This window comes from Bacillus swezeyi (genome assembly GCF_030908325.1).
In the GTDB taxonomy this organism is placed as follows: Bacteria; Bacillota; Bacilli; order Bacillales; family Bacillaceae; genus Bacillus; species Bacillus swezeyi.
Map to the genome: position 1 here is coordinate 2,366,543 of NZ_CP133085.1, position 24,651 is coordinate 2,391,193.

18 protein-coding genes are annotated in these 24,651 nt (G+C 45.7%); 7 read left to right on the plus strand and 11 right to left on the minus strand.

Translation table 11 applies throughout. The features are described from left to right. The first annotated feature begins 21 nt into the window (after positions 1-21). Genes RBH91_RS11465 through RBH91_RS11475 form a run of 3 tightly spaced genes read left to right on the plus strand, consistent with a single transcriptional unit; the run spans position 22 to position 4,045 of the window. A complete protein-coding gene (locus RBH91_RS11465; RefSeq protein WP_307891670.1) occupies positions 22-498 on the plus strand; it encodes a MarR family winged helix-turn-helix transcriptional regulator in 477 nt (158 codons plus the stop codon). Next, entirely contained in the window at positions 495-2,222 is a 1,728-nt protein-coding gene (locus RBH91_RS11470; RefSeq protein WP_307891671.1) for an ABC transporter ATP-binding protein, read from the plus strand. Before RBH91_RS11465 ends, RBH91_RS11470 begins: the two co-directional genes overlap by 4 nt. Next, positions 2,219-4,045, plus strand: coding sequence for an ABC transporter ATP-binding protein (locus tag RBH91_RS11475; protein WP_307891672.1), 1,827 nt, complete (start codon positions 2,219-2,221; stop codon positions 4,043-4,045). The genes RBH91_RS11470 and RBH91_RS11475 overlap by 4 nt, the downstream gene beginning before the upstream one ends. A 54-nt stretch (positions 4,046-4,099) precedes the next feature. Here RBH91_RS11475 and RBH91_RS11480 read toward each other — a convergent pair whose 3' ends face one another. Beyond that, positions 4,100-5,665, minus strand: coding sequence for an alkaline phosphatase D family protein (locus RBH91_RS11480; protein ID WP_307891673.1), 1,566 nt, complete (start codon positions 5,663-5,665; stop codon positions 4,100-4,102). Positions 5,666-6,050: 385 nt separating this feature from the next. Between RBH91_RS11480 and RBH91_RS11485 the strand changes: the two genes are divergently transcribed. Then, a complete protein-coding gene (locus RBH91_RS11485) occupies positions 6,051-7,244 on the plus strand; it encodes a cytochrome P450 (protein ID WP_307894720.1) in 1,194 nt (397 codons plus the stop codon). A gap of 43 nt (positions 7,245-7,287) precedes the next feature. Here RBH91_RS11485 and RBH91_RS11490 read toward each other — a convergent pair whose 3' ends face one another. Then, positions 7,288-8,004, minus strand: a complete 717-nt coding sequence (locus RBH91_RS11490) for a 3-ketoacyl-ACP reductase (protein ID WP_307891674.1) — start codon at positions 8,002-8,004, stop codon at positions 7,288-7,290. Between the two features lie 631 nt (positions 8,005-8,635). Between RBH91_RS11490 and RBH91_RS11495 the strand changes: the two genes are divergently transcribed. Both RBH91_RS11495 and RBH91_RS11500 read left to right on the plus strand, forming a co-directional pair. After that, a complete protein-coding gene (locus tag RBH91_RS11495; protein ID WP_307891675.1) occupies positions 8,636-10,066 on the plus strand; it encodes an MDR family MFS transporter in 1,431 nt (476 codons plus the stop codon). 353 nt (positions 10,067-10,419) lie between these two features. Continuing rightward, the gene (locus RBH91_RS11500) at positions 10,420-12,459 is read left to right on the plus strand and encodes a molybdopterin-containing oxidoreductase family protein (protein ID WP_307891676.1); all 2,040 of its coding nucleotides are present in this window, start codon (positions 10,420-10,422) and stop codon (positions 12,457-12,459) included. A 56-nt stretch (positions 12,460-12,515) separates the two neighbouring features. Here RBH91_RS11500 and RBH91_RS11505 read toward each other — a convergent pair whose 3' ends face one another. Then, positions 12,516-12,995 carry a MarR family winged helix-turn-helix transcriptional regulator gene (locus RBH91_RS11505; RefSeq protein ID WP_307891677.1) on the minus strand — a complete coding sequence of 160 codons (480 nt, stop codon included), beginning with the start codon at positions 12,993-12,995 and terminating at the stop codon, positions 12,516-12,518. A gap of 201 nt (positions 12,996-13,196) precedes the next feature. On the opposite strand from RBH91_RS11505, the gene RBH91_RS11510 reads away from it, so the two are divergent. Further along, positions 13,197-14,639 carry an MDR family MFS transporter gene (locus RBH91_RS11510; protein WP_307894721.1) on the plus strand — a complete coding sequence of 481 codons (1,443 nt, stop codon included), beginning with the start codon at positions 13,197-13,199 and terminating at the stop codon, positions 14,637-14,639. An 11-nt stretch (positions 14,640-14,650) separates the two neighbouring features. Here the strand turns inward: RBH91_RS11510 and RBH91_RS11515 are convergent, their stop codons facing one another. The 8 genes from RBH91_RS11515 to RBH91_RS11550 form a co-directional block, all read right to left on the minus strand. Then, positions 14,651-15,748, minus strand: coding sequence for a spore germination protein (locus RBH91_RS11515; RefSeq protein WP_307891678.1), 1,098 nt, complete (start codon positions 15,746-15,748; stop codon positions 14,651-14,653). A gap of 39 nt (positions 15,749-15,787) precedes the next feature. After that, a complete protein-coding gene (locus RBH91_RS11520; protein ID WP_307891679.1) occupies positions 15,788-16,990 on the minus strand; it encodes a Ger(x)C family spore germination protein in 1,203 nt (400 codons plus the stop codon). Next, positions 16,974-18,077: a spore germination protein gene (locus RBH91_RS11525; RefSeq protein ID WP_307891680.1), complete on the minus strand. Its 1,104-nt coding sequence runs from the start codon at positions 18,075-18,077 to the stop codon at positions 16,974-16,976. Before RBH91_RS11525 ends, RBH91_RS11520 begins: the two co-directional genes overlap by 17 nt. A 52-nt stretch (positions 18,078-18,129) precedes the next feature. Next, positions 18,130-19,233: a spore germination protein gene (locus RBH91_RS11530; protein ID WP_307891681.1), complete on the minus strand. Its 1,104-nt coding sequence runs from the start codon at positions 19,231-19,233 to the stop codon at positions 18,130-18,132. Positions 19,234-19,255: 22 nt separating this feature from the next. Beyond that, positions 19,256-20,824, minus strand: coding sequence for a spore germination protein (locus RBH91_RS11535; protein WP_307891682.1), 1,569 nt, complete (start codon positions 20,822-20,824; stop codon positions 19,256-19,258). A gap of 284 nt (positions 20,825-21,108) precedes the next feature. Further along, on the minus strand, positions 21,109-22,818 hold the full coding sequence (abc-f, locus tag RBH91_RS11540) for a ribosomal protection-like ABC-F family protein (protein ID WP_307894722.1): 1,710 nt from the start codon (positions 22,816-22,818) through the stop codon (positions 21,109-21,111). Between the two features lie 323 nt (positions 22,819-23,141). Continuing rightward, entirely contained in the window at positions 23,142-24,341 is a 1,200-nt protein-coding gene (locus tag RBH91_RS11545) for a Ger(x)C family spore germination protein (protein WP_307891683.1), read from the minus strand. Between the two features lie 34 nt (positions 24,342-24,375). Beyond that, positions 24,376-24,609 (minus strand): hypothetical protein, encoded by a 234-nt coding sequence (locus RBH91_RS11550; RefSeq protein ID WP_307891684.1) that lies wholly within the window; start codon positions 24,607-24,609, stop codon positions 24,376-24,378. Positions 24,610-24,651: the final 42 nt, after the last annotated feature.

A 24,651-nucleotide genomic window follows, 5' to 3' on the forward strand; every position in this document is an offset into this window, starting at 1 on the left:
ATTCGAAAAGCAGGTGCAGTTATGAAAAAGGATGAAATCAGCCGTGATACGGTTGAGCAATTAATTCATGCGTTTAACAGGCTGCGATACACGGAAATGAAACTCTCTTTCCCTTCTCAAGATTGGAAAAAGAACGAGGGCAAAGCATTGATGTTTCTGGACGACAATGCCGGAGGCGAAGGAAAAATGGTATCGGAAATCAGCCAGGCTCTGCATGTCACCTCACCTTTTGCGACACAGCTTTTAAACAGACTTGATAAAAAAGGGCTGATTTATCGGCGCATGGATCAGGATGACCGGCGGATTGTCCGCATCTTTTTGACCGATGAAGGAAAAAAAACAGCAAACGAAGTGAAGAAAGGGCTAAATCAATGGTTCTTTCAGCTTGCCGCTTATCTTGGCGGAGCTGAAAGCACTCAGTTCGCCGGTTTGATCCATAAAGTGTCCGACTTTTTAGAGCTTGGTGAAAAAAAAGATGAAAAGAAGGTTGAAAAATGATTTCTCTCTTAAAATATTTAAAGCCCTATAAGCTGCAGGTGATTCTAGTTGCAGTGTTTACGCTGTTCAGCAGTGTGCTTGAGCTTTATTTGCCTACATTGATGGCAGATGTTGTCGATGTCGGAATTGTCAACTCTGATATGGCATTTATCCTGAAAACCGGTGTATGGATGATTGTTTGTTCCCTCCTTGCCATCATCATGACTGTGGGAAAAGCTTTATTCGCATCCAAAACGGCTCTTGGCTTTGGGAGGGATGTACGGCGCAGGCTGTTTGTTAAAGTTGAACATTACTCAATGGAGGAGTTTGGGAAAGTCGGGTCCGCCTCCCTTATCACCCGAACCACAAACGATGTCAAACAAGTGCAAGATGTGCTCAATATGATGCTTTCGATGATGACGAGAGCGCCGTTGATGCTGATCGGCGGTATTGTGCTGGCCGTATCCCGGGACGCCAAGCTGTCCATCATCTTTTTGGCGGCTCTTCCGATACTGGCTGGACTGATTTTTTTGATCACAAAAAAGGCCGTCCCCCTGTTTGGCGTCCTGCAAAAAAAGACGGACCGCCTCAATCTTGTGCTTCGTGAAGGATTGACAGGCGTCCGTGTGATCCGCGCCTTTAATCGTGTCGATGAAGAAAAAACGCGCTTCCAGCAAGCGAACAAAGAATTTCGGGATACAGGGATTGCCGTCAACAAAATCATGGCGTTCCTCTTCCCTGTGATGATGATCATGATGAACTTTACAAACATCGCTATCATTTGGTTTGGCGGCATTCGGGTTGATGAAGGCAGCATGCAGGTCGGCAACTTAATGGCTTTTCTCCAATATGCGTCAATGATCTTGATCGCTTTGATCATGCTGGCGATGACATTCGTGATGATTCCGAGGGCTCAAGCGTCGGCCAGCCGCATTAATGAACTGCTGATGATCGATCCTCAAATTACAGATCCCAAGCAGCCCGCAGAAGAAAACGGCTTGCACGGCTATATTGAATTCAAAGATGTCACATTCCGTTATGCCGGAGCTGAGAAACCCGTTCTTGAAGACATTTCTTTTCAAGTAAAACCAGGTGAAACCACGGCGATTATCGGAAGCACAGGCGCGGGGAAAACTACTATTCTTCAATTGATTCCGAGGTTTTTTGATATAGAAAAAGGCGCCGTTCTTGTCAATGGAATCGATGTGAGAAACATGCCGCAGCAAGAGCTTCGCAAAAAAATCGGCTATGTGCCGCAAAAAGCTTCATTATTCAGCGGAACCATCAAAGACAATATCCGCTTTGGTAAGGAAGATGCGGCAGACGAAGACATTTTGGAAGCACTTGAAACCGCCCAGGCTTCCGAGTTTATAGCAGGCAAAGAAAACGGAATCGACTCCTATATTGAGCAAGCCGGCGCTAACCTTTCAGGCGGACAAAAGCAGCGGCTTTCGATCGCCCGAACGTTGGTCAGAAAACCGGAAATCTATTTGTTTGACGACAGTTTTTCAGCGCTTGATTATAAAACAGATCAAAAGCTTAGAAAAGCGTTGGAGAAAACAACTGTCGACGCCGCTGTTATCATTGTCGCCCAAAGGGTAAGCACGATTACGGAAGCTGATCAAATCATCGTCTTAAATGAAGGAAAAATAGCCGGAATCGGCACACACCAACAATTGCTTGCAGAAAACAAGATTTATCAAGAAATCGTCGCATCCCAGCAAGCTGAGGAGGAGAGCGCATGACTAAAAAAGAACAAAAACACCCAGGCTCTTTGCCCGCAGGCATGCGGCAGGAAAAACCGAAGGAATTTAAGAAAACGCTCTTGCGGCTGGCCGGCTACTTAAAGCCGCGGACTTCTCAGCTGGTGCTGGTGATCATCGCAGCGATTTTAGCCACCTTATTTAATGTCATCAGTCCAAAGCTTCTTGGGGATGCGACATCTTCCCTTTTTGCGAGCTTTACTGAGGGAACAGGAGTTCAGTTTGATTTTCTCGGCCGGATTACGTTGATACTGGCTGGGCTTTATCTCCTTTCGGCTTTCTTTACATTTTTGCAGCAGTACATCATGGCCGGAGTCGCGCAAAAAACGATATTTGAAATGCGCCAGGAAGTCAATGAGAAACTGGCGCGCCTCCCTTTAAAATACTATGACAGACATTCGCACGGAGACACACTCAGCCGTGCAGTGAACGATATTGATAACATTAACACATCGCTTCAGCAGGCGCTGACGCAAATGATCACATCCGTGATTACCATTGTCGGAATCATTATGATGATGCTGTTCATCAGTCCAGTGCTGACGCTTGTCGTATGTATCACCATTCCGCTCAGCATGCTGGCCGTCAGACTGATCGCATCCTTCTCGCAAAAACATTTCAGCGCACAGCAAAATGAGCTTGGCGCAATTAACGGCCATGTTGAGGAAATGTTTACGGGGCATCAGGAAGTGAAAGCGTTCGGGCATGAGGAAAAAGCGATTCAGCAATTTGATGAAGTGAATGAGCGCTTATATCAATCTGGCTGGAAAGCGCAGTTCATTTCCGGACTGATGATGCCGATGATGACATTCATCGGAAACCTAGGTTATGTTTTTGTCAGCATTACGGGCGGAATTTTTGTCTTAAACGGCACCCTGCTGATCGGGGGCGTTCAGGCTTTTATTCAATACACACAGCAGTTTTCCCAGCCGCTTGTCCAGGCTGCCGGAATCGCAAACACAATCCAATCTGCGATCGCTTCGGCAGAACGGGTTTTCAGCCTTTTGGATGAAGAAGAGGAAAAACAAGAATCCCCTGCCGATGTCGATACTGAAGCATTAAAAGGTGATGTTTCATTTGAACATGTTGCATTTGGCTATGATGAAAATGTGCCGGTTATCCGCGATTTAAATCTTGATGTCAATGAGGGCCGAACGATTGCGATCGTCGGACCGACCGGTGCAGGGAAGACGACGATTATCAACTTGCTGATGCGATTTTACGAATTGAACAGAGGCAGTATCAAGGTTGGCGGCATGGACCTTAATGAACTGTCACGCGAGCAAGCAAGAAGCATGTTTGCGATGGTTCTTCAGGACACTTGGCTTTTCAACGGCACAATTCGCGATAATATCGCTTATGGACGGGAAAGCGCGACAGACGAGGACATCATTCAGGCGGCAAAAGGAGCCTATGCCGACGACTTTATCCGCACTCTGCCGGACGGTTATGACACGATATTGAGCGAGGATGCGCAAAATATTTCACAAGGTCAAAGGCAGCTGCTGACGATCGCACGGGCCATATTGGCCGATCCGAAGATTTTAATTTTGGATGAAGCGACAAGCAGCGTTGATACGCGCACCGAAATGAATATCCAGAAAGCAATGAACAAGCTGATGGATAACCGCACAAGTTTCGTGATCGCCCACCGCCTCTCGACCATTAAAGACGCTGATCTGATTCTCGTCATGAATAACGGGGACATTATTGAAAAAGGAAATCATGAAGAGCTTCTTCGGCAGAACGGTTTTTATGCTGACTTGTATAACAGCCAGTTTTCCCGGGAAGAAGCCGTCAGTTAAGAAAAAGGCTGTGCCGTAAGCGTTCAAAACGCTTTTCGGCACAGCCTTTTTGCATTACACATTTTCAGACACGCGGCGGATGCCCGGCCGTCCATTTTCACAAATAAATGAAGCGGCAGTAGTAATCGGCGCGCCCGGTCTTGATACATAATCGAGCAGCCGATAATCGCTCCGCCAATATTGCGGAGTAACCGTACAGCGTACATAGCCGCGCTGATCATTAAAAAATTTCAAATGAGGATTTTCGATGTAAAGGATGTCAGGATGTAACGAACTCGCACGGTCTCCCCCCGAGCTTATAGAAGTTCCGGCGAATTCAGCGCCCACCGTTGTGGAATTTGGGTTATCAAAGTCGCTTTTGATGTCAAATACCCAATTGGTATGCACATCACCGGTAAGGACGATCGGATTGGAGATATGCTGTTTCTGTAAAAACTCGACAACCTCGTTTCGTTCAGCGGAATATCCGTCCCACCCATCCATCGGCAAAATTTTCACTTCGCCTGCTTGATGGTCGACTTGTGAAAAAAAGACTTGCTGGGCGAGCACATTCCAAATCGACTGTGAGCGGCGCAGCCCGTCATAAAGCCATCTTTTCTGCTCTTGTCCTAAAATGGTTCTTGAAGGGTCTGTTGAATCAAAACTCGGGGGCTTATTGCCGTCATTATTGGCCTGGTCGTCGCGGTATTGCCGCGTGTCGAGGATATGAAACTCGGCTAAATCGCCATATGTGACTCGGCGATACATGCTCATCTCCGCGCCTCTTGGAATCGACGATTGTCTGAGCGGCATATGTTCAAAATAGGCTTGGTACGCACTTGCACGGCGCAGGGTAAAGCGATCAGGAGATTGATTTTTTTCGGGGATGAGTCCGGCATAATTGTTTTCCACGTCATGGTCGTCCCATGTCACAATCCACGGAAACAGCGCGCGGGCCCGCTGGTAGTCGGCATCATATAAATATTGAGCGTGACGCGTTCTGTAGTCTTCAAGCGTCAAGGTCTCCGCGCCTTTATGAAGCCGGACATTCTTAGCGGCAGTCCCGGGCCCATATTCATAAATCGCATCGCCTAAATGCAAAACAAAGTCCAGGCTTTCTTCGGCGAGCCGGCGGTACGCGGTGTAATATCCTTCTTCAAAATGCTGGCAGGAAACAAATGCAAATGCAAGGTGATCCATTTTGGCAGATGGCAGAGGAAGCGTTTTTGTGCGGCCGATTTGACTGGTTTCATACCCGGCATGAAAACGATAATAATAAATGCTGTCAGGTTCAAGCCCTTCTACTTCAACGTGAACAGAATGGGCATACTCCCGCTTGGCGACCTTCTCTCCCTGTTTGACGATTTCCCGAAAGCCGCTGTCGCGGGCGACTTCCCATTTTACCGTCACATCTTCCGGAGGCATGCCTCCCTGCGGTCCAAGCGGTTCAGGAACGAGACGGGTCCAAAGCACAACACCGTCAGGAAGAGGTTCGCCGGATGAGACGCCCAATGCAAATGGATTTGCGGTAAACTTCGGCACTTTCTCAGCGGCCGCTCTCCGTTCTGTTGTTACCGATGTACCTCCTGCGGTTCTCTCGTTAAAAGACTCTGAATACCTCTTTGAAACATTTGTTTTCATTACTATCGTCTCCTTTAACTATTCATAATGAAAAACAGTCCGAGGCTTTCTTTACGGATCTACTTTGCTATCAATTTGTAAGCGCTATCATTCCTTTCATCTCTCAAAGTGTGATGCTGTTTTAAATGTAGCAGCTATCTCTCGAAATGTAAATAGATTCCATGTATGATCTGTCACTTTCCCTTACTTAAAAAGTCTTATTTGCATATAGCAGTCTCTGCTTTTTCTCCCTTTTTCAAAAGGCTACTTCCGTCCAATTGACAATTTTTTCATAATATGTCCGTTGAACATAATATAAAAATAGTGATAACGTAATTTTATGAACCGGTTCATGGAATTCTATCCAGTATAAATACAAAAAGGAGATTTGACCATGACAAAATCAATGCAAAGCGGAAATCGTTACGCCAATTGGATTCCAATGAAGGAAATAAGTTCTGCCGAAGATCAGCTGTTTCCGTTTTCGGTTTATCATCGGCTCCGGAAGACAAATCCGGTGCGCTATGATGATGATCGAGAGTGCTGGGATATATTTTCCTACGAAGATGTTCAATATGTGCTGAAAACGCCCAAGCTTTTTTCTTCAAAACGCGGCGGGGATATGAAGGGAAAGAGCATGCTCACGATGGACCCGCCGAAGCACACGAAAATGAGGGCGATCGTCAATAAGGCTTTCACGCCAAAAGCGGTGAAGCAGCTTGAACCGCATATCGAAGAAGTGACTGCCTTTCTGCTTGACGAAGCCAAAGACAAAGATTCATTTGACATGGTCGACGATTTGGCCGGCCCGCTTCCGGTGATTATCATCGCTGAACTGCTTGGTGTCCCGGCGGAAGATCGCCGCATTTTTAAACATTACTCTGATATGATGGTCTCTGGAGCTAAAGACAGTTCCGATGAAGCCGTCAAGCAGATGAACAAACAGCGCGAGGAAGGCGGCGAATTTTTAAACGGCTACTTTAAAAACATCATCGATGAACGAAAAAACGAACCGAAAGAAGATTTAATTTCCCTTTTGATAAAAGCCGAAGTGGACGGTGAAAAATTGACGGAAGCCGAACTGCTTAGCTTTTGCACGCTCCTGTTAGTTGCAGGCAATGAAACGACAACCAATTTAATCGCCAATGCGGCCCGCTATTTAACGGAAGATGAAAAGGTGCAGGAAACCGTCAGAAACGACCTGTCACTCGTCCCTCAGCTCGTTGAAGAAACGCTTCGTTATTATCCGCCTGTACAGGCGATCGGACGTGTTGCAGCTGAAGACATTGAAATCAGAGGCGTCCCGATTGCAAAAGGCTCTACTGTGATCAGCTGGGTCGCTTCAGCTAACCGGGATGAAACGAAATTTGACGACCCTGATACGTTTAAGCTTGACCGCAAATCAAATCCACACATGAGCTTCGGCTTTGGCATTCATTTTTGCCTTGGGGCCCCTCTCGCTCGTCTGGAAGCGAAGGTCGCACTGTCATATCTGCTGCGGCATTTTCGGATTGAAAGAGAGCAATCAGAGGAGCTCGTAGCGATTCAAAGCCCTTTTGTATTCGGCGTTCGCCGCCTGCCAGTCCAGCTTTTATCATAGCAAAAAAGGGACGAGCTATAGATGCCCGTCCCTTCTGTGTGACTTAAGGATTTGTAGACCACATGCCTGCGGATTTAATGAAAATGCGCGGGTGCAATTTAAGCTGAGCGACCATGTATTCGGCAAGATCTTCAGGCTGCATAACCCGTTCCGGATTGCCGTCTGTTAATTTGGAATCGATGGCCAAATCTGTCGCGACAGTGCTTGGCGTAAGTGCGCTTACACGGATGTTATGCTTTCTGACTTCCTGCATTAACGATTCGGTCAGTCCAAGAACGGCGAATTTAGATGCGCTGTAGGCACTCGTTCCGGCTGCTCCTCTTTGGCCCGCTGTTGACGAAATATTAATGATATCCCCTGCTTGCCGCTCCATCATATCAGGCAGAACGGCACGGGTCACATTGTATACGCCCATCAGGTTGACTTGGATAATGTTCTCCCACTCTTCAGGGGACTGCTCAAGGAAGCCTGCAAATCCGCCAATACCTGCATTATTAATGAGAATATCAATCTGTCCGAGCTCCTCTTGAACAAACTGAACTGCGCTTTCTACCGCTTTTAAATCTTTTACATCTGCTGCGGCAACAGACACTTTCACGCCGAAAGCCTTCAATTCTTCAGCCGCTTTTTCAAGATTGGCTGCTGTACGTCCGACCAGACCGATATGAACGCCTTCTTTTGCAAGGGCAATTGCAGTGGCACGGCCAATTCCCCTGCCCCCTCCTGTAATAAGAGCTGTTTTGTTTTGTAAAGATTGCATCTGAAAAACTTCCTTTCTGTATGTATAGCACCTTTAAATTATAGAGAACTAAAATGCTCGTTTGCAAATGTAACGACTTGCAGTTAGATCGTCATTGGCTGCGGCTTTCCTCCTTTCCCTTCTAAATCCTCATCTTTCAATATGCGAGAGGAAAAAGGAGGCGCGGCAGAGAATTTATTTTTTGTTTACCGGATAACTAAAAATCCGGCCTTTTTGTGGTCTATTTTTTGATTTGAAAGCCGGCGTGGAACCTTTTCAGTTCCGATTCGCCGGCTGTTTTATATTTATTGGGCGCCTCGAATGACATTTGTGATCATAACTTCTTGTCTTAAAAAATTGCTTATATGACATTTGGCCTTAATACTTCATGCATTCACCAATGTAAAAAAAAGCAAGTTGACAAAATTATTGTAAATATGGGAAAGACCGAGTATACTCATATAGTTGCCAATCATAAGGAAAAAATATATAAATGGCGGTGGAGACACGTAAACAGATAAGATAGAAACCACAAAAATAAATGAGGAACCTGAATTCATCTTTAGCAAACGTTGATTTTCAGGATGTCCTGCATATGATCAATATTTAATTCTTGGTTTTTTGGGTAAATTGTCATTACAGGAGGTTTGATATGGAAAAAAAGTTTAATTCCAAGGCGATACTTATCACCTTTATGATTGGTGCATTTTTTGCAATATTAAACGAAACCTTGCTGAATATCGCTTTAACAGAGTTAATGACGGTATTTGGCGTTGATGCCCCGACAGTTCAATGGTTAGCTACCGGGTTTATGCTTGTCATGGGTATTTTAATGCCTGTTTCTGCATTATTGATTCAATGGTTTACGACAAGACAAATGTTTATCGGTGTCATGACGGTGTTTTTATTCGGGACAGTGATTGCTGCTTGTGCGGTGAATTTTCCGATGCTTTTGACCGGACGCATGATACAGGCTGTCGGTACAGGGCTGTTAATCCCTATCATTATGAATGCTTTGCTTTTACTTTATCGGCCGGAAGTCCGAGGGAAAATTATGGGAACGTTCGGGCTTGTGATCATGTTTGCCCCTGCTATCGGCCCTACTTTATCAGGCGTCATTGTTGATCTTCTCGGCTGGCGCTGGCTATTCATCATTGTAATCCCTTTTGCGATATTTTCAATCCTCTTTGCGATGAAATATTTGCAAAATGTCGGTGAAGTGACACGCCCGCGTGCGGATTTTTTATCGATCATTCTCTCAACCATTGGGATCGGGGGAATCGTATACGGATTTAGCAGTGCGGGAGAAGATCCGGACGGATTTGCTTCTGCCAAGATCATTGCTGTGATTGCCATCAGCCTGATCAGCTCGGTATTATTCGTGCTTCGTCAGCTAAAGCTGGATGAACCGCTATTGGATGTCCGTGTGTTTGCCTATAAAAATTATACCCGCGGGGTCGTCATTTTTGTTATTGTCATTATGGCGATGTTCGCTTCTGAAATCGTAATGCCGATGTATTTGCAAGGACCGCTCGGCTTTACTGCGAAAACTGCAGGTTTATTGCTTTTGCCTGGTGCATTGTTAAACGGCCTTATGTCGCCTGCTATGGGCGCTTTATTCGACAAATTCGGGCCGAGAAAACTGATCATTCCGGGCACAATCGTATTAATCGGCGTTATGGTTTTCTTTAGCAGAATTAATCCATCGGTGCCGATGTGGTCGTTCATCATTGTTTATATCATCTTGATGCTGTCCATCTCAGCGATCATGATGCCTGCGCAAACGAATGCATTAAATGAATTGCCAAAGCACTTATATCCTCATGGAACGGCGATTTCCAATACATTACAGCCTGTTGCGGGTGCACTGGGTGTTTCGGTTTTTGTGAGCATCATGAACCAAGGCCAGAAAAGTTTTCTGGCTGAACATAAAGGGGCTGCTGCCGGCGAGCAGCTCATGAATGAAGCGATGACACATGGGGTTCATCATGCCTATTGGTTTGCACTGGCCTTAAGCTGCATTGCTTTCTTGGCCGCGATATTTATTAAAAAGGCGGTTTCGCCTGATTTTGACAAAGAATAATTTTTTCCAGTCCTCGATGTTTCGTTAAAGAAGCTCGAGGGCTTGTTTTTTTCATGACTGGTATATCTTCACTCCAAACAGCTCTCTCAGTTCATCGCGCCCTTTTTCCCAGAAGGCGCTGTTGACACCCTCCCTTTTCAAAGATGCCAAGCCAACTCAGCGAGTTTTTGCAGTCATCCTTGCTTACGCTTACCTATCTTTCAAGCGATACTCCCTCCGTTTATCAAATGGTCGAAAAAAACGAGATTTTTCATTAAACCTCATGCCGATCATATTTTTTCAGAATTGACGAGATTTTGTGACATGATATAATGCTAGAATCATATTCATTTTATCGGAAAGGAACGTTTTCCATGGAGCCTTATGTTGATCAAAAAGACGGCATTTTCAAATCCGTATGTTCGCTTGACTGCCCTGACCAATGCGGGCTGCTGATTCAAAAAAAAGACGGTAAAATCGTTAAAATTCAAGGTGATCCGGAGCATCCTGTCACACAGGGCAACATCTGCAACAAAGTGCGCAATATGACAGAGCGCATTTATGATCCCAAACGGCTAAAGACTCCGCTGAAACGGACGGGTGCAAAAGGAGAAGAAGCATTCGAACCGATCAGCTGGGATGAAGCGATTGAAACGATTCGCTCCCGCTGGCAGGAGCTCATTGAAAAAGAGGGGGCTGAAAGTATTCTGCCATACAGCTTCTACGGCAACATGGGAAACTTGACGGCCGAGGGAATGGACAGGCGCTTCTTCCACCGCCTCGGATCCAGCCAGCTTGACCGGGCGATCTGCACGCCTGCGGGTTCAACAGGCTATAAATACACGATGGGTGGAAGCATCGGCACTGATCCGGAAGATACAACAGAGACAAAACTGTTCATTTTTTGGGGGATCAATGCGGTCTCAACGAACATGCATCAAATCACCATCGCCCAAAAAGCGCGGAAAAACGGCGCGAAAATCGTTGTGATCGATGTACATAAAAATCAAACCGGCAGAATGGCTGACTGGTTCATCCCAATCCGCCCCGGAACGGACAGCGCACTTGCCCTCGGGATCATGCACGTATTATTCAAGGAGAAAATGGCTGATGAAGCATTTCTCCGCGAATATACAGTCGGACATGAAGAGCTGCGCCGCCATGTTCTGCAATATGATCCGGATACGGCGGCGGAAGTGACCGGCGTTCCGCGGGAAGATATCGTTGAACTCGCCCGTTTGTATGGTCAAACCTCCCCTTCCTTGATCCGCATCGGCAACGGTCTGCAGCATCATGACAATGGCGGCATGATCGTCCGAACCATTGCTTGTCTGCCCGCCATTACGGGGCAATGGACGGTAAAAGGGGGGGGCGCGATTAAAGGGAACACCGCTTTTTTAGCCTACAATACGAAGGCATTGCAGCGCCCAGATTTGTTAAATGGCAGAACACCCCGGGTGATCAATATGAATCAGCTCGGTAAAGCCCTCTTGGAAGCCGATCCGCCGATCAGGTCATTGTTTGTGTACGGCAGCAATCCGGCCGTTGTCGCACCTGAAGCGAACAAAGTCAGAAAAGGGCTTGAGCGTGAAGATTTGTTTACTGTTGTGCATGATTTATTTCTGACAGAAACCGCGCGGTATGCCGATATCGTTCTGCCGGCCTCTTCAGCTTTTGAAAATACAGATTTCTATACATCATATTGGCACCATTATACCCAAATTCAAAAGCCGGTTATTCAGAAGTATGGCGAGAGCAAATCGAATACCGAAGTGTTCCGTCTTCTTGCTGAGGCGATGGGCTTTGATGATAAACCGCTCAAAGACTCTGATGAAGATATGATCAGACAGGCTCTTGAATATCCAGACAATCCATGGCTTGAAGGAATTGATTACGATAACCTGTCTGAAAAGCATTTTGTGAAAGCAAAAAGAGAGACTGTTTTTCCCGACAGGCTGCCGACGCCTAGCGGAAAAATCGAATTGTATTCGAAAAAGATGGAACAAGACGGCTATCCAGCCCTGCCGACCCATACCCCGCTTGCAGAGAAAAGCGATTATCCGTTTTTATTCGTACCTGGGCCGAATCATAATTTTTTAAACTCGACATTTTCAAATAATGAAAAGCATAAAAAATTAGAAAAGGAGCCTAAGCTTCATTTGAACATAAAAGACGCTGAAGAAAAAGGCATTGAAAATGGAGATATGGTAAGGGTTTGGAATGACCGCGGCGAATGTGTCCTGCCTGCGGCCATCGGAGAAAACGTCCTCCCTGGCGTAGCCGTAAGCCAAGGATTGTGGGCTGATGCGAAAGGCAAACATTATTTGGTGAATGCTTTGACTCCTGATCGTTTAGCCGATATGGGCGGCGGTGCAACCTTCTTTTCAGGAAAAGTTCAAATCGAAAAAGCTTAGGCGCTAAACAGACCGGTCTGCTTCACCGGTCTGTTTTAATGGAGAGGAGCTCCGCTCTATTTTTTTCTTCTCGTTATCGTTTTGACATAGCCGGAAGTGAAATCTGCACTGTCTTTGATAAATCTTGTGATGATATGAAGCTCCTGATCGGTATATTGACTGAGAAACATGGCGGATTCTTGAGCCAAATCTTCAAATAATGTATAGATTTCCTCCATGTTTTCCGGAATCAGTTCAATCAAAAGCCGCCTTCTGTCTGCCAAATCTCTGCTTCTTCTGACGTATCCCGCTTTTTCAAGACGATCGATCACCCCGGTGATGGCGCCGGTTGTCAGGCCGCTCTTTTCCGCCAATTCCCCTGCTGTTATTTTTCCATCTCGCGAGATGATCTCCAGACACTTATGATCGGTTCCGTTCAATCCGATTTTTTCGCCGATAGCCTGATGCATGAAAACCGTAGCGGTGCTCTGAAATCTCAGCTGCTGAATCAGCTCCCTGATCAGCTCTTCCCTTTCTTTCTGATTTGTTCTTGACATCGGTAACACCCTTCTATAAAATCATTATATCTTAGAAGCTAAGATATTTATTTACTAATATAAAATCATGATAACAGGATGAAGCTCTCATGCCAAACCTTGCTGAGGCCGAATCTGATAAAAGGAGAATAGATTTATTTGGCAAATACTCAAAACAAAAAATTAGGATTCATTGTAGCGGGATTGCTGCTGGCCATTCTCATGGCCTCTATGGACAACACCATTGTCGTCACGGCTATGGGCACGATCGTCGGCGATCTTGGCGGTCTTGACAGCTTTGTCTGGGTCGTATCCGCTTTTATGGTTGCAGAAATGGCCGGAATGCCGATTTTCGGCAAACTATCTGATATGTACGGAAGAAAGCGTTTTTTTCTGTTTGGCAGCTTTGTTTTTATGGCCGGCTCTGCATTGTGCGGAACGGCTTCGACTATTGAACAGCTCAGCATCTACCGTGCTATTCAGGGAATTGGCGGAGGGGCGCTGATTCCAATTGCCTTTACAATTATTTTTGACATCTTTCCGCTTGAAAAACGCGGCAAGATAACGGGTCTGTTTGGAGCCGTTTTTGGGTTATCCAGTATTTTTGGACCGCTGATCGGTGCATACATTACAGATTACATCAGCTGGCACTGGGTTTTTTACATTAATCTTCCGCTTGGTCTCATTTCTTTCATATTGATTCTTCTGTTTTATAAAGAAACGAAGCGGCATGAAAAGCATCATATTGATTGGCTGGGCGCCATTACGCTTGTAGGCGCTGTCGTATGTCTCATGTTCGCGCTCGAGCTTGGCGGCGAAAAATACGCTTGGGATTCAAGTATGATCCTCCTGCTTTTTGGAAGTGCAGCAATTTTATTTATATGCTTCTTCATCATTGAACACAGGGTGAGAGAACCGATTGTTTCCCTTGATATGTTTAAAAATCGGCTGTTTGCCGGAAGCACGCTTGTCGCCCTATTCTACGGGGGAACTTTTATTTCGGCGACGATCCAGATTCCCATCTTTGTCCAAGGCGTATACGGAGAATCAGCGACAAACTCAGGGCTTGTTCTTTTGCCGATGATGCTCGGCTCCGTCATCTCGGCCCAGCTCGGTGGTTTCTTAACGACGAAAATGAGCTACCGGAATATTATGCTGATCTCAGGATTGATATTGGTCACCGGGTTTTCTTTATTAAGCACGCTGAATATTGACACTCCCCGGATTTTATTAACCGCTTGTATGGTCGTCGTCGGCTTGGGGGTAGGTTTTTCTTTCTCCGTTTTAAGCATGGCGGCCATACATCATTTTGGCCCAGAACAGCGAGGGTCAGCGACTTCGACGAGCAATTTTATGCGTTCGCTCGGAATGACAGTCGGTGCCAGCATATTTGGCATGATTCAAAAAAACAGCTTTTCTGACCAAATGACAGGTCTTTTTCAAGAGGCAGAGACGCCTGGTGTTTCCTCTCCGCATGATACCGATCAAATACTGTCAAGCGCGAGAGCTGAGATTCCGCCGGAGGTTCTAAATCGCATCACTGAAGCATTGTCAAGCTCGATTGTCCATACGTTTACATGGGCGATTTTGCCTGCATCGGCTGCTTTTCTATTGGTTTTCTTCATGCCGAAAGACCGTGTTAAAGTGAATGTAAAAAGCAAGTGAACGAAACGATTCTAGCTCCCCAACGCTTTCTTTTTTCTGTTTTTTGAGATCAGTAAGAGCGGAATCGGCACTATGCCGAATAAAACGGCCGCAATATAGCCGATTATGTCACCTAGAGAAAATACCTCGTTGACACTTTTGGGAGTCATCGCAATCAAATATATCACCGGAAGCAGACCGTACATCATCGGTCTGCTCTTATTTTTGAAGATCTGTGAAAGTCCCAGCGATGCAGCGTAAAACGAAATGGAAAATGTCGCAAACAGCTGCATAATCCAAATGACCAGCAGCAATGATTCAAACCGTTCAAATATCAAGCCTGAGACTTCGTAGCTGCGGATCAGGTCAAGCGTCGGCCATGTCATCGCGGTCACTCCGTCAACTGACAGCGCGCCGATCACGAATACGACCGTCGTTAAATAAAAGAGCATAGCTATAGTTATCCCCATCACAACAACTTTGACACCTTTTTCCGGCTTTTTCATAAACGCCAAAAGAAAGACCATAACTTCGGCGCTGATAAAAGAAAGGGTTGTTGCTTTTGTCCCCTTTAACACCGGCATGACGCCTTTTCCAAGTACAGGACGCAGGTTATCCAGTTCAAATAGTCCAAAGCTCATCAAAACAACTGTTAAAAAGATTATGATTGTAATCGGAAAGATAATTTCAAATAAACGGGCAAGCGATCCCATCCCATCTTTTATTGAATAAAATCCGACCCACATCATCGTCATGATGATCGCCCAAAGGGGTGTTTCCTCCAGCAAAAAAAAGTTGATGACCTCAGCCATGATTCTTACTTCAAAAGCCGCAATCGTCACAAAATGCTCAATAAAGAACAGACCGATCAAAGCACCAAGCCATTTTCCGACAATGTCTCCGCCGTATTGAAAAAATGTTTGTCCCGGATAATCCTGGCTTAAATTTGTCATGATCACACCGGCGGCTGTTGTGATGAGCCCGCCTAAAAGGACAGATATCCACACATCCGGTGTACCCGCCTCTTCTACGGCGGTTCTCGGCAAACTGAGAATGCCTGCCGCCATAGTATAACTGACAAAGACAACAATAGCCTGAAAAGTCGTTATTTTATCTTCGGAACGGATCATTGCGTGCTTCTCCGCCTTTCGTGATTAGACATTCTGCTGTTACTGATCACCCACGGTACCGTAATCTTTAATATTGATTTGAACATGATATTTGATCGGTATTTCGGTAAATCTCTGATCCCAATTTTTCTTCAGCTTTTCCCATAGCCGGGGATGCTTGATTCTCAGCTCGTTTCCGAAACCGGCGATGTCTGCTTTGTATACGTTCTGCATTTTTTCTGTAATTTGCTTCATTGATTTCTTCACCGTTTGTGCGGTTTGTTTTTCAACTTTTTCTAAGAATTTGTTGTCAAACGCTTTTTCGGTTGTCATCCAGTTTTCGGCGAGGTGGCCTTCTGACTCAATGTTTACTTCAAATGAGAGGCGGTTCCCTTTGACAATGGGCTTGATGTCACTTTTGATTGATTCCACTGCAAATGCGTTCAACTTTTTTGCTTTTGAATCATAGTTTTTGACCACACCGCCCTGTCCCTGTCCTGTAATCCACATAATCCCCTCTAGATCGTGTTCATCCAAATAGCCGATCAGCTTATTGTTTTTTCCATTGATTGCAGCGGCGCCCGCATATTTGACTTCTCCTTCAGCGCCGACCACATTTTGAAGCAGAAAGCTTGCTCCAGACCTCATTTTACCTGTCAGTTTGGCAAGTGTTACAGGAGGCAGAATTTTTTTCGCCTTATACTCATTTTCAAGGATTTTGCGTAGGCGAAACGCCGGCATTTCCCCGGTTTCCTTTAGTTCAAGCGTGTCTCTCGCTCTGCCTCTTGTCACGAGAACGAGGCTGCTTGGCCTGATCTCATTATCGCGGAGAGGTTGATCGAGCAGTTCTTCCAGTGAATAAGTTCGAAGAAGCTCGGCCGCGATAACGATAACCTTTAAATGGGGACTGAATATCGGCCTGTCTTTTCTCAACGCCACCTCAGCGTTGATCTGCTGGAGTGAATCCCCTGTTTCATAAATGTTGATGTAAGCTTTTTGATCGGACCCTCCTCCCCCGCTCGCCTTTGAACCAGCTGTCTGTTGGTTTACATATTGATAGATCATGGTGATCCGGTCCTTTTTCGGATATTCTCCCCCTATGTCATCAAACTTTTTTTCAAGTTCGGTTTCCTTGCCTTTGTCGATCCCAATGGCAAATGTTAAGCCAAGCTCTTCAATTTCACGACTGCTCCAGCATCCGGTTAATAAAGACAAGAGTAAAAAAACCGATAGGAAACGGATAATGTCAATTATTTTTTTCATATCTTCTCCTCCTCACTTTTGAGATCACCAGAAGCAGCACAGGGAGCAAGCCGACTAAATATAAGGCGCTGTTTCCGATCAGATCTCCGACTTGAAATTGATGGTTGATGCTTTTCGGTGTCATCGCAATCATATAAATCACCGGGAGCAAGCCAAACAAAACCGATTTCATATTTTTTTTAAAAAGCTGAGACAGCCCCAATGCGGCAGCATAGTAACTAATGGTGAAATTGGAAAAGATCTGCATAATCCAGATGACCAGTAAAAATGATTCAAAGCGTTCAAATACCAAACCGGTAATTTCAAAGCTTCGCATCAAGTCGATCGTCGGCCATGTTCTTGTGACAACTCCGTCAATCGACAGCGCTCCGATCACCAAGATGACGGTGATCACGTAAAAGATGATCGGGAAAGATATCCCGATTAATGCGGCCTTGAACGCTTTTTCCGGCCGCTTCATAAAAGGGACGATGATCAGCATGACTTCAATGCCGGTATAAGCGAAAGCCGTCGTCTTCACCCCTTGCAATGTCGGCATGAGTCCTTTTCCTAGGACAGGGCGGAGATTATCCGCTTCAAATATGCCTGCGCTCATAAAAACAACCAGTAAAAAAATGAGAACTGTAATCGGAAAAATGATTTCATAAAGCCTGGCGATCGGATTAATACCGCCGACTAAAAGGTAGATCCCGCACCATAAAAAAACCATCGCTGTCGCCCAAAGCGGTGTGTCTTCCAGCAAAAAAAACTGCATGACCTCAGTTACTGAACGAACTTGGAATCCAGATGTTGTAAGAAAATAACAAATCAGCAGCAGGCTGACAAGTCCGCCCGTCCACTTTCCAATAATGTCCCGGCTGTATTGATAAAAGGTTTTGTCGGGGTATTCCCTGCTTAATTTCACGATGACGAAACCCGCCATGATCGCAACCAGTCCTCCGAATATAACGGACAGCCAGACATCCGGCGTTTTGACTGCTTCTACAGATGTCCGCGGCAGTATCAATATTCCTGTTCCCAGAAGAAAATTCGTGACGATAATGACGGTTTGTGAAACGGTAATTTTGTCTTGTTGACTGATTACCATGGGTAGGGCCCCCTTTCCTTTTCAATTGTCAGCCGGTATGAGATCATCATTTTTAATGATTGGTCCTATGTTTTCTCCTTTTGATCCTTGAAATCACCAGTAGCAAAATCGGTATCAAGCCGCCTAAATAAACGCCGCTGTTTCCAATCAAGTCTCCAAATGCAAACATGTTGTTGATATTGTTCGGACCCATTGCAATGAGATAAATCACCGGAAGCAAAACGAACATTACCTTTTGAATATTTGTTTTGAAGAGCTGGGACAGCCCCAATGCCGCACCATAAAAAGAGATGGCAAACGTGTTGAAAAGCTGCATGATCCAGATGACCAAAAGCAATGATTCGAACCGTTCAAATATGAGCCCCGGCTGTTCAAAGCTTCGCATCAAATCAATTGTCGGCCATGTTCGTGCAACCACCCCGTCTATGGACAGTGCGCCGATGACCATTACGACGGTGATCATATAGAAAAGCAAGGGGATGGCCGTTCCGATGACAACCGTTTGAACGGCTTTATGCGGCTGGTTCATAAAAGGCATCAGAATCAGGACGATTTCAATCCCCGAAAAGGAGAGGGCTGTTACTTTTATTCCTTTTAATACAGGCCCAATCCCTTGCCCTAGCACAGGACGCAAATTGTCCATTTCAAAAATTCCTGAACTCATCAAAACGACCAGCAGAAAAAGGATGACTGTAATAGGGAAAACGATTTCAAACAGACGGGCAATCGAGCTTAAGCCGCCGATGATCAAATATAGCCCCACCCACAAAAAAATCATTGCGGTTGCCCAGCGGGGTGTTCCTTCCAGTAAAAAAAAGTGGATAATCTCCAGCATTGAGCGAACCTGAAAACCGGAATGGGCCAACAGATAACAAGCGAAAAACAGGCCGATCAACCCGCCGATCCATTTGCCGATGATATCCTGGGTGTATTCATAAAAGGTTTTTTCAGGATACTGATGGTTCAGCTTCACCATGATGATCGCTGCTGCCAGTGCGATCATCCCCCCTAAAACGAGCGTGATCCAGACATCAGGTGTCTTGACTTCATCGACAGATGTTCGCGGCAGCGTCAAAATCCCTGTCCCAAGCAGGAAATTGGTGATGATGACTGCTGTTTGTAAAGTGGTGATGCGCTCATTCGCCCCGATCATCATGAATGTTTTCCTCCTCTCTATGCTATTGGCGTGTCGAATCGTCTGTTTTTATCATTTTCGGCCGCTTTTTCATCATCAGTATCGGCATGCGGACGATGAAATCTTTCCAATCGCCTAAACGATAAGGGACGGCTGGACTGGCATATGGAACACCAAAACTTTTCAGCTTCACCGCGTGGCTGGCAAGCATGAGAAAAAACATAATCACACCGTACAATCCAAATACAGCTGCGCAAAACATCGCCGCAAACCTCAGCATACGCAGTGATATTCCGGCGCTGTATTGCGGAATCGCAAATGAAGAAATGGCGGTGACCGCAACGACGATGACCATGATCGGACTGACGATGCCTGCCTGTACGGCAGCCTCTCCGATGATGATACCGCCGACGATCCCCATCGCCGGACCAATCGGTTTTGGCAGCCGCAGGCCGGCCTCACGCAAAATTTCGATCGCTACTTCCATAATGAGCGCCTCTATCAGGGATGGAAAAGGCACCCCTACCCTCGTCCCGGTGATGGAGATCGCCAGCTCGCTCGGAATCAGCCCGGGATGAAACGAGATAAAAGAAATATATAAAGCGGGTCCCAGCAAAGAAATCATGGCTGCGCCTACCCGCAAAATGCGGATCAGTGAACTTGGAAGCCATCGTTCATAATAATCCTCAGGCGATTGCAGCAGCATGCTGAATGTAACCGGAACGATTAAAACAAAAGGCGTCCCGTCCAGTAAAATGGCCACCCTGCCTTCCATTAAAGCGCTCATCACCCTGTCGGGACGCTCGGTGCTTTGCACCTGCGGAAACGGACTGAGATAATTGTCTTCGATCAGCTGTTCGACATAGCCGGATTCAAGGACATCATCGATATTAATCCTTTTGACTCTTTTCTTGACTTCCTCCACCAGCCCCGGTTCGGCTACATCTTTGATATAGGCCACGACAAGATTTTTGACGACTCTTTTTCCCACTTGAAACTGACTCATGGACAAGCTTTGATTTTTCCCATGCTGCCTCAAAAGCGCGGTATTTGTTCCCAAAGTTTCTGTAAAGCCTACCCGCGCTCCTCTAACCAAAGCTTCTGATACAGGCTCTTCAATGCTTCTCGTGTTTTTCTTGATGGTGCCCAGCAATAAGACTTCCGCTGAACCATCGATCAACAGCATGGTCGAACCCATCAAAACTTCCGGCACCACTTCGCTTACATGCTTTACCGCTGACACTTCACTAATTGATAAAATCTGCTTTTTAATCAATTCAGGCGCATTGTTGTTTAATGAAGAGGGATCAATTTTATATTCCTCGGCAAAATCGGCCATCAGCGACCTCATAATATGTTTGTCGATAAGATCTTTATCGGAAAGCGCATCAATAAACATAATTGCCGCACTGATGCCGGTGCGCCCTAAGTTGAATTGGCGAAAATTAACATCTGAGTTATTCTCCATAGCTGTTTTGACCATTTTCAGATCATGATTGAAATCACCGGTAAAGTAACCGGTTGACTCCAAAGACGGCACTTCTTTCTTAGGCGTATCGCGCTTATTGGACGGCTGCGTCATTCTCCGCGTTTTCGATTTCCACCATCTCATTTACTCACTCACCCTCTGCCGCGCGAATCCAAAGAAAAAATTTTGAAATGGCATAGGGAATAAAAAATACAAAAAAAGCCTGCAACAAGATCGGCCAGTCCGGAAAATAAGAAACAATGGTTTTCCACATGTTTATCACCCTTTTTCATTGCTTTAGTAAGTCCATCTTTTTTATCCTATTATTGCCTTGGATGACATCTATAATTTGTGGTAATTTAAACCACATGCTCCTTTAGCAAATAAAACAAAGCCACCTGTGTTTGACACAGATGGCTTTGTTTTATTTATTCTTTTTCTAAAAGCGCTTGTTTACGCTTCAGCAGATCTGAGAACTCCTGATCGAGTTCATGATATCTCTGCTCTTCAGGAGAAAGCCCGGCCAGCTCTCCGAGCACCGCGGTCATTCGGTTTTCGATCTTCAGCCGCTCCTCTTCACCGCTTTTGGCATGGATCTGTTTCTTCCTGTTCCGGTAGTCTTTCAGTCCGGTTTCGATCCGGGTGATGCGCTGTTGTTCAAAAACAAGAAGCTTATCACACAATTTTTCCGTAAAGTACATGTCATGCGAAACAATGATGATCGTTCCCTGAAATTCCAGCAATGTCTGCTCGAGCTGCTCCCTGCTCGGTAAATCAAGGTGGTTGGTCGGTTCGTCTAAAATCAACAGATCGTAATCTTTTAAAATCATACCGGCCAATTTGATCCGTGTCCGCTCCCCGAGGCTGAACGTCCCAATCTCCTGATGAAAGCGGTCTTCTTTGATGCCCATATTGTCCAAAATTGTCCGCGCATTTGCAATATCGTCCCTGTCAGACAAGTTCAGCGCTTCTGCCACTGTTTGGTCAGCTCTTAAGTCACTGACATCCTGGCTCAAATACGCGGTTTTGACAGAGCGGCTTTTCCATAGCGTTCCGTCAGTCACAGGTTCTATCCCTAACATCATTTTGACAAGTGTCGTTTTGCCGCATCCATTGTCTCCGACCAGCGCCATTCTCTCCCCGTATTTGATGTAAAAATGGCTGTCCTTAAACAAAGTTCGTCCGTGAAATGATTTTGTCAGGTCCTGCGCTTCGATTATTCGTTTTCCCCTTCTTTCTGCTGAAGAAAATTGGAACCTGACTGCTCCTTCTTCTTTTGGCTTTTCCGCTTTGTTTTTTTCAAGCTCCTGTTCAAGGCGCTTTCGTTTTGATTTGACTTGATTATCGAGCTTTTTGGCTTTTACCCTGTGGTATTCTTTATAGCCCGTCGTTCCTTCTTTTGTAGAGTCGCGATGGGCTTTTTGCGACCAATGTCTGAGACCTGCAATCTGTGATTCGATTCTTTCTTTATGTTTCTGCTGGACTTCGTATTGATGCATGCGGGCTTCATTTAACCGTTTTTTCTCCTGGCGATATGCAGTATAGTTTCCTTGATAAGTGTGCAATTCTCCATCTTCAATCTCCAATATTTTGGAAACCGATTGATCCAAAAAGTAACGGTCATGGGAAATGATGAATACGGCCCCTTGATATTTTTCCAGCTCTTCAAGGAGCCAGTTGATCCCTTTTACATCCAAATGATTTGTCGGCTCATCCAGGATGAGGACATCGGGCATCGTTTTCCAGACGTGTGCCAGTGCAAGCTTCAGTTTTTCCCCGCCGCTCATATGGCTTAGCCGTTCGGCATTCCAGCTTTGCACCTTTGACAAGCCCATCCGGCTCGTCAGCTGATATAATGTCCCGCTCTCATCCCCGGTGAAAATGCTGCTGAAATCGTTGAGGGAATACTCAATCGATTGAAGAAGGTATCCGATTTTAAGCGTCCGTTCTGTTTGCACTGTGCCTTGATCTGCTTCGGTGTGACCGGACAAAATATTTGCAAGGGTTGTTTTCCCCGCGCCGTTATATCCGACTAAACCGATTCGCTCTTGATTTGATATGTCAAATTCGATATTTTTTAAAACCGTTTGCTCACCAAAGCTTTTTTGTAAGCCTCTTATTTTCATTAGAATCGTCATACCGCTCACCTCTGTTTTGTTTTTGGCTGACAACAAAAAACCTCTCACGGAAACCCGGAGAGGATATCATGCCAAAACGTGCATCGTGAAAGCAGTATGAACTGGCCTCTTATGATTTGCACTGCAAATAAACGTGCAAATCATAAGAGATGATGCAAGGTATAAAAGGGCAGACTGATCCTATTCTCCAAGTTTCCGTTTTTCATATTTAAAAAACGACGGAAAATAAGATTACTGCTTCATGTCCCCTATACCTGTTCCTTTCACTGTATTTATCAAACAGTATATGAAACGGAGGAGTGCTTTGTCAATATGCAAGCCATTTACTTCAAACCTTCAAGCGGCGATTTTCCGATTGTGCCGACACGCCGAATTTGTACGTCTGTTTTAATGTCGATTGGCATCGTCGTGAATGTCTCGTCCCAATTTTTCCTGACTTTCTTCCAATAGTAGGGGTTTGAACGGTGAAGCACCTCGCCAAAGCCGAAAAAATCGACTTTGTATTCTTCCTGAGCCGTTTTGAGCGCCTTTTCCATGAGCCTTTTTACCTGTTTATTCGCCTCCTTTTCCAGCTCGGCGATCGTTTTGGATTTCATCAAATCGAGCTTGCACTGTACTTCACCGACATTGGCTTCCACATTGATCTGAACGCTTCCCTTCGGAGAGCCGTTTTTGACGTCGACCGCCAGTTCCGATTTTGTGCGAACGACCTCTATTGCCGCTTTTCCTTTGCCGTCTGGACAAGACACTTCACCGATCGTGCTTCTGACATTTCCCAACGCATAATTAACCGCTTTACTATCCCTTTCATTCAGCCAGCCGATCAGTTTATCGCTTTTAAAAACCGCCAACCCGCTGTATTTCAGTTTGACATCTGGATCAATTTCCTGAACATTTTCTTTACTCTCACCTTTTTTTCCATCCCCTAACAGCCGGAGTCCTGTCAAATGGGGCTGTATCCCCTCACTGACGATATCGGAGATGAGTTTGTCCAATGTGACGGTCATCAAAGGAGCCCACGCCTTCTCCGATGTTTCAAGCGACGTAAACAGTTTGTTTGCGGGAATGTCTTCTAGTCCCGTCATCACTTTGAGTACGTTTTCCGCCTTGGTATCTTTGGCGACAACGATGAAAAAATCGGGCCGCAACTCATGATCCCTTGATAAAAAATCAAGCGTGTCGCCGATTCCTTCTTTAGCCACTTCCTCACCTATGACGAGTACACGCAAATGGGAAAAATAAAGTTTTCTGGCTGTCAAGGTTGTCATTCTTCTGATCGCTTCAAAGACCGTGTCTCCCTTTTCCTGATATGTGATAACCGGTGCTTCCTGGCCTTTGCCCTGCTTGGCTGCAACCTGCCCGGGATCGATGACTTGAGTGGTTATAACCTGCTTACCATCCGACTTGTCGAACGCCATTGCGCCCACGATGGCCAACTCATTTAATTCCCGCCGATTCCAGCATCCTGATAACACAATAACGGTAAGGAAGAGAACAGCAAACAAACCGATGTGTTTCCGCAAGTCTTAACCTCCTTTCTTCGCTCTCTCTTCCTGCTCACTTCAATAAAGACATGATTGCATCACTGAGCGGTTTATAAATGACAGCGAGCCAATCGAGGGGGTTTGGAACCTCAACACCAAGCCCCTCCGTAATGTTTAGCGCAACGCCAAATGCGAGCAGCAGCGAAAAGACCCATATCTCTTTTTTCTGTTTTTTCTTCCATAGCGTCGGCAGCTCCAGAAGGATGATCAAACCCGATATGAGAAGAATTCCTGCGACAACCTGCATATCAGACAGCTCCTTGCTTTTCCCGGATTCTGTTGAACCGGA